This is a genomic window from Pengzhenrongella sp. (assembly GCF_036565025.1).
Classification (GTDB): Bacteria; Actinomycetota; Actinomycetes; order Actinomycetales; family Cellulomonadaceae; genus Pengzhenrongella.
The window spans coordinates 1-10,717 of record NZ_DATCNW010000039.1; the positions used below are offsets into that span (position 1 = coordinate 1).

General features: G+C 68.5%; 12 protein-coding genes. 6 read left to right on the forward strand and 6 right to left on the reverse strand.

Annotation, left to right across the window (positions count from 1 at the left end; genetic code table 11):
* Nucleotides 1-160: 160 nt before the first annotated feature.
* On the reverse strand, nt 161-1,603 hold the full coding sequence (cysS, locus tag VIM26_RS02005) for a cysteine--tRNA ligase (RefSeq protein ID WP_331948645.1): 1,443 nt from the start codon (nt 1,601-1,603) through the stop codon (nt 161-163).
* Nucleotides 1,604-1,712: 109 nt separating this feature from the next.
* On the opposite strand from cysS, the gene VIM26_RS02010 reads away from it, so the two are divergent.
* Both VIM26_RS02010 and VIM26_RS02015 read left to right on the forward strand, forming a co-directional pair.
* A complete protein-coding gene (locus VIM26_RS02010; RefSeq protein WP_331948646.1) occupies nt 1,713-2,651 on the forward strand; it encodes an NADP-dependent oxidoreductase in 939 nt (312 codons plus the stop codon).
* The gene (locus VIM26_RS02015; RefSeq protein ID WP_331948647.1) at nt 2,620-3,942 is read left to right on the forward strand and encodes an RNA polymerase sigma factor; all 1,323 of its coding nucleotides are present in this window, start codon (nt 2,620-2,622) and stop codon (nt 3,940-3,942) included. Before VIM26_RS02010 ends, VIM26_RS02015 begins: the two co-directional genes overlap by 32 nt.
* Before the next feature lie 210 nt (nt 3,943-4,152).
* On the opposite strand, the gene VIM26_RS02020 is transcribed toward VIM26_RS02015, so the two are convergent.
* Nucleotides 4,153-4,683 carry a carboxypeptidase regulatory-like domain-containing protein gene (locus VIM26_RS02020; RefSeq protein WP_331948648.1) on the reverse strand — a complete coding sequence of 177 codons (531 nt, stop codon included), beginning with the start codon at nt 4,681-4,683 and terminating at the stop codon, nt 4,153-4,155.
* Between the two features lie 21 nt (nt 4,684-4,704).
* Between VIM26_RS02020 and VIM26_RS02025 the strand changes: the two genes are divergently transcribed.
* Nucleotides 4,705-5,097 (forward strand): GntR family transcriptional regulator, encoded by a 393-nt coding sequence (locus VIM26_RS02025; RefSeq protein WP_331948649.1) that lies wholly within the window; start codon nt 4,705-4,707, stop codon nt 5,095-5,097.
* On the opposite strand, the gene VIM26_RS02030 is transcribed toward VIM26_RS02025, so the two are convergent.
* From VIM26_RS02030 to VIM26_RS02045, 4 genes are all read right to left on the reverse strand, one after another.
* A complete protein-coding gene (locus VIM26_RS02030; RefSeq protein WP_331948650.1) occupies nt 5,069-5,476 on the reverse strand; it encodes a hypothetical protein in 408 nt (135 codons plus the stop codon). The two genes, VIM26_RS02025 and VIM26_RS02030, sit on opposite strands and share 29 nt — an antisense overlap.
* Before the next feature lie 426 nt (nt 5,477-5,902).
* A complete protein-coding gene (locus VIM26_RS02035) occupies nt 5,903-6,700 on the reverse strand; it encodes a hypothetical protein (RefSeq protein ID WP_331948651.1) in 798 nt (265 codons plus the stop codon).
* On the reverse strand, nt 6,697-7,029 hold the full coding sequence (locus VIM26_RS02040; protein ID WP_331948652.1) for a helix-turn-helix transcriptional regulator: 333 nt from the start codon (nt 7,027-7,029) through the stop codon (nt 6,697-6,699). The genes VIM26_RS02035 and VIM26_RS02040 overlap by 4 nt, the downstream gene beginning before the upstream one ends.
* Nucleotides 7,029-8,150, reverse strand: coding sequence for a site-specific integrase (locus VIM26_RS02045; protein ID WP_331948653.1), 1,122 nt, complete (start codon nt 8,148-8,150; stop codon nt 7,029-7,031). The genes VIM26_RS02040 and VIM26_RS02045 overlap by 1 nt, the downstream gene beginning before the upstream one ends.
* A 364-nt stretch (nt 8,151-8,514) precedes the next feature.
* Between VIM26_RS02045 and VIM26_RS02050 the strand changes: the two genes are divergently transcribed.
* The 3 genes from VIM26_RS02050 (at nt 8,515) to VIM26_RS02060 (ending at nt 10,600) form a co-directional block, all read left to right on the forward strand.
* The gene (locus VIM26_RS02050) at nt 8,515-8,781 is read left to right on the forward strand and encodes a hypothetical protein (protein WP_331948654.1); all 267 of its coding nucleotides are present in this window, start codon (nt 8,515-8,517) and stop codon (nt 8,779-8,781) included.
* Between the two features lie 41 nt (nt 8,782-8,822).
* Entirely contained in the window at nt 8,823-9,260 is a 438-nt protein-coding gene (locus VIM26_RS02055) for a hypothetical protein (protein WP_331948655.1), read from the forward strand.
* A gap of 575 nt (nt 9,261-9,835) precedes the next feature.
* The gene (locus tag VIM26_RS02060) at nt 9,836-10,600 is read left to right on the forward strand and encodes a hypothetical protein (protein WP_331948656.1); all 765 of its coding nucleotides are present in this window, start codon (nt 9,836-9,838) and stop codon (nt 10,598-10,600) included.
* Nucleotides 10,601-10,717 lie beyond the last annotated feature (117 nt).

Genomic DNA, 10,717 nt, shown 5'->3' on the forward strand with positions numbered 1-10,717 from the left:
GCCTGGCGCTTGGCCGCGACGTGGTACGGGCGGTCGGTGGCCTTGGGCGTCGGCCCGCGACCCTCGAGGGACGCCCGTCCCTTACCGCCGGTACCGGACTGGGCGCCCTTCTTGGAGCCGGCCTTTCGCGTGGCTCCGCGACGTGTGGAATTTCCTGCCATCAGTTCTCGTCCTCCCGGGTGGCGGCCAGCGACCATCGCGCCCCGGCCGGTGAATCCTCGACAACCACCCCGGCCGCCGCGAGGCGGTCCCGGATGGCGTCCGACGTCGCGAAGTCTCGCGCCGCCCTTGCGTCTGCCCTGGCGGCGAGCTCGGCCGCGACGACCTTGCCCAGCGCCTGGGCGTACCGATCGTCGTCCCCGCGCGCGCTCCACTGGGGTCCGGCCGGGTCGAGCCCGAGCACATCCAGCATGCCGCGCAGATGCACTAGCGCGGCCCGCGCCGCGGGCAGGTCCCGCTCGGCGAGGGCGGTGTTGCCCGCCTTCAGCCGTTCATGCACGACGACGAGCGCCGCAGGTACGTTGAGGTCGTCATCCATCGCCGCAGAGAACTCTGCGGGCAGGTCGACCTTGGCGATCTCGTCGTCGTCGACGGCGCCGACCGCCTCGACGGCGCGCTCGATGAAACCGGCGAACCGGTCCCAGGTGGCCTCGGCCTCGCCGAGGGTGTCGTCCGTCCACTCGAGCATCGAGCGGTACTGCACCGCCGTCATGGCGTAGCGCAGCACGGCCGCGCGCGTGTGCGAGAGCACCTCGGTGACCAGCAGGCCGTTCCCGAGCGACTTGCTCATCTTGGCGCCGCCCTGGGTGACCCAGCCGTTGTGCAGCCAGTACTGCGCGAAGCCGAACCCGGCGCCACGCGACTGCGCCTGCTCGTTCTCGTGGTGCGGGAAGCGCAGGTCCAGGCCGCCGCCGTGGATGTCGAACGAGTCGCCGAGGTAGCGCCGCGCCATCGCCGAGCACTCGAGGTGCCAGCCGGGGCGTCCGCGACCGAACGGCGTCGCCCACGACGCGTTGGCCGGCTCGCCCGGCTTCGGCGCCTTCCACAGCGCGAAGTCGCGCGGGTCCCGCTTGCACTCGTCCGGGGTCTCGGCGCTGTCGGGGGCGGGCACCATCTCTTCGATCCGCTGGTTCGTCAGCGCGCCGTACTCGGGGTAGGAGCGGACGTCGAAGTACACGTCCCCCTCGCCGGCGACGTATGCGTGACCCGCGTCCAGGAGGCGCTGCATCAGCTCGATCATCTCGGGCACGTGACCCGTGGCGCGCGGCTCGTAGCTCGGGGGTAGCACGCCGACGGCGTCGTACGCTGCGGTGAAGGCGCGCTCGTTCTCCATCGCCCACGCCCACCACTGCTGTCCCGCCGCGGCCGACTTGGCGAGGATCTTGTCCTCGATATCGGTCACGTTACGGATGAGGGTCACGGCGTACCCCGAGCGTGCGAGCCAGCGCACGAGCACATCGAACGCGACGGCCGAGCGCAGGTGGCCGATGTGCGGAGGTGACTGGACGGTCGCCCCACACAGGTAGATGCCGACCTTGCCCGGTTCTAACGGCACAAAAGGACGCATCTGCCGCATCGCGGCGTCAAAAAAGCGAAGGCTCACCTGGAAAGTTTACCGGGCGCCCCACCCTCGCCGGTCCGGATCAGGTGGAAGCCACCTCCGGGCGCGCGTTTGCCTCGCCGCGGAGCGGGGTACGGGCCATGATCGGGGTATGTCCCGTGCAGTGGTGGCCACCGCCTTCGGCGGGCCCGAGGTCCTGTCCCTGATCGACGCCGAGCCGGGCAGTCCCGGTCCGGGCCAGCTCCTGCTCGAGGTCCGGGCGGCAGGGGTGAACGCGAGCGACTGGAAGTCGTACACAGGCGCGTACGGCACCGACCCGTCCAGCCTGCCGATGCGGCTGGGCCACGAGGCCGCCGGCGTCGTGCTGGGCGTCGGTCCGGACGTCGAGGGGATCTCCCCCGGCGACGAGGTCATCGCGTACCGGGCGGCCGGGGCCTATGCGGAGCGCATCGTCATCCGCGCGGCGGCCGCGGTGCACAAGCCGCCGATCCTGGGCTGGGAGAAGGCCGGCGGCCTGCTGCTCACCGGGGTGACCGCCATGCACACCGTGGTGGCGACCAAGGTCGGCCCCGGCGACACGGTCCTCGTGCACGGCGCGGCCGGCGGCGTCGGGTCGATGGTGGTCCAGATCGCGCGGGCCCGGGGTGCGCGGGTGATCGGCACCGCGAGCATCGCCAACCACGAGTACCTGCTCGACGTCGGCGCGACCCCCGTGGCGTACGGGCCCGGCCTGGAGGCCCGCGTGCGGGCCGCCGCGCACGGGCGGCCGGTCAACGTCGCCATCGACACCGTCGGCACCAACGAGGCGCTGGACTGCTCGGTCGCGGTGGTGGCGGACCGGCAACGGATCGCCACGATCGCCGGGTTCGCGCACGGTGCCGGGCTGCACATCCTGCTGCTCGGCAACGGGCCCGGCGCCGATCCCGGCACCGAGATCCGCAGGGCAGCGAAGCAGAAGCTCGTCGACCTGGTCGTCGCGGGCAAGCTCAACGTCCGGGTCGGGGCGACCTATCCCCTCGCCGACGTCGCGAAGGCGCACCGCGCAGGCCTCGACGGGCATGTCGACGGGAAGATGGTCCTACTCCCCTGACCCGGATCACTCACCACCCGCCTCGACGTGTCAGACCCAGCGCGCGGTAGGGGGCGCGTTGGGACTGACACGTCGAATAATCCCGGCGCGAGTCATTCTTGTCGGCTACAATGCCATTCGCATTGCGGCCCGATCTGAGCGACCGGGGTCTGCGTCCGACGCTCCAGGTCGGCATCCTCAGGTTCGCCGTGGCCCCATGGCCTCGGTGGCAGGCGTGTGCGGCAGTTCGCCGATCAACGTCGCTCGGTGCCGAGGATTGAGAGGGCGATCAGCTATGTCTACGACACTCACGACCCCGGACCCGGTCTCGGCGAAGGACGACAGCTACATCCTGTCATCGAGCGACGACGATGCCCCCGCCCCGGTGATTTCGTCGGCGGGGGCGACGGGCGATCCCGTCAAGGACTACCTGAAGATCATCGGGCGGGTCCCGCTGCTCACGGCGATCGAGGAAGTCGAGATCGCCCAGCGGGTCGAGGCCGGACTGCTCGCCGAACATCACCTCGCGGGTGCCACCGGCTACCGGGACGCGACCAAACGCGAGCTCGAGGTCATCGCCGCGGATGGACGTCGCGCCAAGGAGCACCTCATCGAGGCGAACCTTCGCCTGGTCGTGTCCATCGCCAAGAAGTACACCGGGCGCGGAATGCTGTTCCTCGATCTCATCCAGGAAGGCAACGCGGGCGTGATCCGCGCGGTGGAGAAGTTCGACTACACCAAGGGTTTCAAGTTCTCGACCTACGCGACGTGGTGGATCCGGCAGGCCATCACACGAGGCATGGCCGACCAGGCGCGCACCATCCGCATCCCGGTGCACATGGTCGAGGTCATCAACAAGCTGGCTCGCGCGCAGCGTCAGATGCTCCAGGAGCTGGGTCGCGAGCCCACCCCGGAGGAGCTCGCCACGGCCCTCGACCTGACGCCGGAGAAGGTCGTCGAGGTCCAGAAGTACGGTCGCGAGCCCATCTCGCTGCACACCCCGCTCGGCGAGGAGGGTGACAGCGAGTTCGGCGACCTCATCGAGGACTCCGAGGCCGTCGTCCCGGCCGACGCCGTCACTTTCACCCTCCTGCAGGAGCAGTTGCACCAGGTGCTCGACACGCTCTCCGAGCGCGAGGCCGGCGTCGTGTCGATGCGATTCGGCCTGAGCGACGGCCAGCCCAAGACGCTCGACGACATCGGCAAGGTCTACGGGGTCACCCGCGAGCGGATCCGGCAGATCGAGTCCAAGACGATGTCGAAGCTGCGGCACCCGAGCCGGTCCCAGACGCTGCGGGACTATCTCGACTGAGCGATCGCCTGAAGCCCCGGCTCGACGTGGCGGGGTATGACGCTGGTAGTGACCGTTGATCAAGTGGTCTGTATTCCTCGGGTTTGATCAGCCGATCGTCGCGAGGGGTGACGCAACTCGTCGTCGTCGTGGCGTCGATAGCGGTTCTGCCGGTCGTCTGGGTCGGAGCCGCTCCGTCTCGATCCGGCTTGTTCCTGGCCCGCGCGCGAGTTACCTGAGTTGGCATGCCAGATCGTGGAGTGTTGCGACCCCCGCCGTGACGTGCACCTTCGTGGTTTTGCAGCTGGGCCCCTGCGCCCCGGCGACACCGGAGAGGTTGGACTCGACCACGGAGAGGTTGTACTCGCCGGGTGGGACACGGACGGTGAACTTCCCGTCTGAGTCCGTCACCGCCGACGTGACGCGCTGGTTGCCCCGCGTGACGGTGACCGTCGTGCCTTTCCACGGTCGTTCGAGCCCTGCCGGCCCACCGATCTCGAGGACCCGTCCGGTGAGGGTGCTGGCTACCGCCGGTGGCAGGGGCTGGCCCGTTCCGGTGGTTGCCTTTCGCGCCGGTGTTCCGCCTACCACCAGGGCGACCACGACAGCGGAGATGAGCACGACCCCGAGCAGGGCAGCCACGATGGTCATCCGTCGCCTGCGCTCGCGTCGCCTCGCCTCCTTGAAGAGAACTTCGCCCTCCACCGGAGCTGGCATCGTCGAGGAGGCGTTCGCGGGGGTGCGCTCACGAATCACGACCATGACGCTACTATCGTTGGTGTTATGAACGCCGTCAAGCACCCCTCACCGCTCGAAGATGAGGCACTCTCGCTGTCGCCGGTCGACCGGGCCCTCCGGATGCCACTGCATGAGCAGGTGGCGGCCGACATTCGCCGAGCCATCGCCGACGGCGAAGCCAGCCCGGGTGAACGAATCCCGCAGGCCAAGGACCTCGCCGCGGTCCTCGGCGTCAACACGAACACCGTGCTGCGGGCGCTGCGGCTCCTGCGGGAGGAGGGCCTGCTCGAGCTGGGCCGCGGCAAGGCGATCACCGTCGCGGGGACACCCGAACGCGGCGCGGTGCTCGCCCGGATGAACGAGCTCCTCGACTTCGCCCGACGCCAGGGCTACGGCCGCGATGAACTGATCACCATGATGCAGAGCCTTCCCCAGTAGGCGGCTCGACTTCCTCTGGTCCGCACGGCTGAGCACCCCCAGGAGCACCATCCCCGTCGTCGAGGTCGAGTGGCACGTCTACGGCTGGGGATGCGACCGGCGCGGAGGGTCGCACGGTATCGAACCGCGCCCGGTCGGCCGCCGTCTTGCGGCGGGCAAGGTCCTGCACGTGCTCGGCATAGACCTTGACTGCTCCCTGCTTGGTGATGCCGAGTTCGGCGCCGATCTGCTGCCAGCTCCATTCGTGCTCGGTGCGCAACTGAGCGACCAGGTCGAACCGTTGGTCTCGCGCCGCGGCCTCGAGGGCGGCGACCTCGCGGAGTCGTTGGATGATCGAGATGGGTTGGTTTGTTGGCGGGGTGGTTCGCCGCGAGGCCATGAGAGAACAACCTCCGTTGTCGGTCGGTCGGTCGCTTGCTTGCTTCGTCGCCGTCGGGGTGACCGATGGCTATCGGGTGTGGTCGCCGGGGGCGTATCCGCTCCAGGGAGATCCGGCCTCGGTGGCGATCCTGGTCGCGCTGGCCTCGTGATAGCCGAAGGCTTGGGCCACTACGGGTGCTGGCATCTGCAGGACGAGTTGCCTGATCGCGGCCGTTCGTCCGTGCTGTGCTGGGACCCCGGCCCTGCGCAGCAGGTCGCAGAGCGCGATCGGGTCCATGGCCTGTCCGGCTCGGCGACCGGGGAAGATCCGGTCAGGGTGGGCATGCGGTCGGCCTTCATGGCCCAGCTCAGGAATGCTTGCGTGGGTCGGCGGGTGGCGTACTTCTCGGTGTGCCAGGCATCCAGGTCGACCTGTCGGGCACCCTCAAGGAGGACGCCGCTGTCGGCGAGCCAGATCAGGAACGATTCGGCCTGGGTGAACTGCTGGCGCCACGTGCGCCGGAGACTTACCGAATGGCCCCTTGTCCGCTCCAGCCCGAAGGTTGCGGAGTTGGTGCCCAAGCGGCGAAGTGTGGGCATGTGCGGGGTCGGCGACGGCGGCGAGATGCTCGGCGAGCCACCTCTCAAAGAACAGGAGTTGGCGGTCGACGGAGGGCAGTGCGCCGCACTGCATGAGCAGGTCGCGCAGGTAGCCGGCGGTCCGCCAGTTCGGCAGCAGCCCGAACGCTTCGTGGGTCAGTGCGAGCCGGCCGCCAGCGAGGTCCTGCAGCAGGGCCCGGGGCTGGGGATTGGCGATCCATGCCAGTCCGCCGCGAGGGCGCGGCATGTTGCGCAGGTCGTCGAACAGCGGGACCAGGGGTGGGTGGATGTGGCCGGTGCCGTCATCCAGCGCCGCGGTGAGCTGGTCGGTGAGGGTGCACCGTTCGCAGAGCCGCCCGCCGAGCGGGCGCCCCTCGAAGCGGCAGCGGTCGCAGAAGAAGTCGCGGGTGATTCCCGCGCAGTCTCGGCAGATCGCCGTCCCGGCGGTATCGCGACCGGGCAGCAGCCGTTCGGTCTGGCAGCCGGGGCAGGTTCCGCGTGTTCGGGTGGCCTTGTCCAGGCAGGTCCGGCAGATCGGGCCGTCCGACCAGTTCGCGGCCTTCCCGGCTCGTCGCCCGCAGCGGGCGCAGGTGCGTATGTACCACCGCTCGTGCTTCTCGAGGGTGTCGTAGCTGGGACTCATCGCTCCGGGGTGATCCTGGCGCGCTTGGGCCGGATCGTGGCCGCCAGGTCCACGACCTCCGCGCCCGCGACCGCGGTGCGCCGCGGGGTCACGGTCTCGGCCCGGGTCGCGATCAGGTCGGCCGGGGTCACGTCCAGGGCGTCGCAGAGCGCGGCCAGGACCGGCAGCGAGAGTCGTGCGGGGACCTGGGTCACGAGGCGCCAGACCTGCACCGAGGACAGGGCGATGCCCCGCTCAGCCAGTAGGGGCGACAGGTCGGTGGCGGTGAAGATCCCCTTGGTGGCCATCACCTCACGCAGGCGCCACTGGTAGGCGACGTGACGTTTCATCAGGTGTTCCTCTCCGGCCGCAGGGCGGCGTCCATCGTGGCGTCCAGGGTCCTGCGCAGGGTCCTGGTCCGAAAGTCCGAAGATACGCACGTGTAGATCGAGGTCGTCGACGCATGCTCGTGACCGACCTGCTGCTGCTGGACGAACCGGGCGTCAAGGCCGTCCTCGATCAGGTGCGTGACGTAGGACCGGCGAAAGGAATGGAAGTCCAGGCCCGCGTCCAGGCCCAGGGCGTCCCGGTAGGCGCCGAAGCGGGTGTTCATCTGGGAGAACCCCACCCGCGCGGATCGCTCCGAGGGCCACAAGGCCCCGGGGCCGGCCGTAGAGAACAGCGGGCGAACCTCCTCGGTCCACTGCTCCAGCAGCTCCGCCGTCCAGTCGAAGACCGCCAGCACGCTGCGGCGCTTGGGCGGGGAGCCCTTCTTCGCCTTGCCGTGGCGGACGTAGAGGACGCCGTAGTCCCCGAACTCCGCGCCCCGCGGGTTGCGCCCGAAGTCCGCGACATCCAGCATCCGCGTCTCGTTGCGGCGCAGACCGAAGGCGTACGCGGTCTTGAAGAGCATCGCATCGCGGAACGCCGGCAGCCAGCCCTTGCGCCCGCGCCCGCGGACCCGGTCGACCTGGGCGTCCGCGTGATCGAAGAACGCCCGCAGCTCCCCGCGGGTCACGGCACGCTTCGACGGATCCGCCTCGGCCTCCTCAACGTGCACCGCGGTGTTCCACTCGTGGACCACCTGCACCGGATGGGTGCCGAACCGCTCCTGGCACGTGTCGGCCCACCCGTAAGCGGCGTCCGTGATGAAGGCGCAGAACGAGCGGATGGTCCCCTGGTAGTTCCGCAGCGTCGAGCGGCGCAGGTCCCGGACCGAGCGCAGATCACCCAGCCACTCGTCGACCATCTGCGGCGACCACGCCCACGGGAACGCATCCGCATGACGAGTGAACGCGCGCACGGCCTTCTCGCGGCTCTCGATCGTGGAGAACGCGAGGTTCCGGGCGAGCTGCTGGTTGCGCCAGCCGTCCAGCATGGCCGTGAAGACCTGCTCGTCGGGCCGCAGCAACGGCAGACCATCGATCAGATGCAGCCCCGCCGCCCCCGCCGCGAGGCTCTTCCCGACCATCAAAAAGCCACCCTCCATCGCTTACGTCCGATGAAGGAATCCTTCATCGGATGAAGTCAGAGTGCAAACGCGCAGGTCAGGAGCACCTCAGCATCCGCGCGAAGGTCTCGTCGAGACGGCCCACGTCATGGACACATCGGAGAAGATAGGGTCCTGATCAACGGGGGCCGCATCCCACGATGTTCAGCCTGACCGCAGTAGCCCACCAGATGAAATTGCGGCTAATTGGAACATCGGAACGAAAAGTCACGCTAACGACCGACGGCCCCTGGCCGGCACCGGCCGGCGCCCGGGTTGCCCCGAACCCCCCACCGGAGTATTTTGGTACTATCAAAATAACCCAATACTGTGCTACAGTATTGATATGCAGGGGATCGAGTTCACCACGTCGGCCGCACGCCACGGCTACACCGAGCAGGACGCCATCCACGCAATGCTGAACCGTCGCTACGGGCCGCTCACCGCCGCCAGCCGCACGTCAGGACCGGCGCCGGACCTCTACATCGGCCCACCGGCTACACCCGACGCCCTGGTCCCGCTGATCGAAGTCATGGTCGTCAAACAAGGCCGCACGCTGGTCATCTTCCACGTCCAGGCCGCGCAGCAGCGCAACCTCGACCTCTTCACCTAGTGCCCGTCACAGCGACTCTCGCCACCAGGAGAGCACCGATCATGCAGAACACCCGTCCCGCCAACAACACCGACACCGACGACATGGACTACGACGCTCTCGCCGACTGGGCCCAGACCCCAGAATCCACCGCAGCCTTTGCCGAGGCAGCCAAGACCAGCACGCCCGCAACCCGCGACACCCGCCACGAGAGCGTCCGCGCACTGCTGGCTGCCGCGCTACCCGCTGACCCAGCCCAGGACTCCCCGCTCGAGGCCTTCGCCCGCAACGAGCTGAACACGACCAGCCGCGGCCGCGGCCGCGGCCGCCCCACCCTGACCGGCACCACCGGAACAGGCAAGTCCCGCGCCCGGCAGGTCCGCCTGCCAACGGACCTGGACCAGCGCCTGACTGCCTACACCAGCCGCGCCCACCTGAAGCCCTCCGAGGTCATGCGCGAGGCCATCGCCAGCTACCTCGACAGACAACAAAGCGGCTGACCACAACGGCGTCGTGACCCGTGTAGGGCGGCGTTGCGGGTCTGACATGCGCGAGCACACCCAGGCGCGAACGCCGAGGATGCGATGTTATGGCGAGACTAGCTACTCGGGTCGTGTGGTCGGAGCTGCGGCTTGTGCGGTGCTCGTGTGGCTGGTGCCCGACCGCCCGACTCACGGGTATGAACGGGATACGGCGGAAAGGGGCCGTAGAACCCTGAGCGACCCGGACACGCCCGCCGAGGACGAGTCGTAGGTCTGAGACGAGCCCCGGCCACTGGCGCCGTCATGTCTCGCCACTTCGACCTACCGGACAACGAGCCCGAGCGGAGCGATGATCGCAGGGAAGGTCGCCGCAGGTCACTGGCCCAAGCGGGTTCTCGTCCCTCATGGTCAATTCATGGCCCCTTTTGCGTTACCTTGGCCGCACCCCGCCTACGGTGTAGCCGACCCCAAGGACCTCGTCCTCCAGGTGTCCCCGGACTTCACGCACGACGCGGCGATCTTCACGAACTAGCCGACCGTCGGGAGGTTATGGAACTCCTGCTCGCACAACGTCGTCATGCCAACATGCCTAGATGACGACCAAGATCCTGCTCGTTCTGACTGCAGGCGGTTCACCTCCGCTCGGCGACGTCTGGGGGATCACCGCCAAGGAATCTGGCTTCTACTTGGATGCCGTCGGCCGTGGCGATTTTGCGCACCTCTCGTTCCACGGCCCCAAAGAAGAGCTCGCCAGTCCCCGTTTCCACATCAAGATTGACCGCAAGCGCGTTGAATTGGTGAAGGCGCAGGGAGACTTCGTCCTCCACGGACGCGTGCCACCGAAGGGCCTCGCGTTCGACGGTCAGCAGGTTGCCGACCGCGCCTTCCGCATAGCGCGGCTCCGCCGGACATGGCACCTCCAGCAGCCGCAGTACCGCGTCGCTGCTGTCTCTGGCCAAGCGCCAGACCTCGCCGACCACCAGAGCGGAGCCAGGATGTCGGACGTGCTGAAGCCCAACGAAGCCTGGGACGTCGATCTAGTCATCTCCTTCGACAAGCCCTACTGGCCAGATCCGGACGGCTCGCTGCGCGACAACGCACGCCTCGGGCCTCTTGAAAGCGGCTCGGGCTTCTTCCTCACCGGGACGTCGTACCGCCGGTCGGAGATCCAATACCCGGCACCCAATGGCCTCTCTCTTCAACCCCCGCAGCAAGGAGAGCAGCCGAACCGGATCATGTGTGGCGGATTCGAGCATGCCGATGCCGGAGACATGTACTGGTTCGTGGAAACCATCACCTCACGCCAACTCATCGACAGGACCAGCGCCGTCGCAGCAGGCTCAGACCTCCGGAAGTAGTGCCGGGCTGACTGTTGTGATTGATGCCGCGGCGATGAGGTAGGTCAAGGGTCGGCGGTCGCCGGGCAGGTTGGCGGGTTGGGCGTTGAGTTCCTCGGTGAGCAGCGTGAGGGCGCG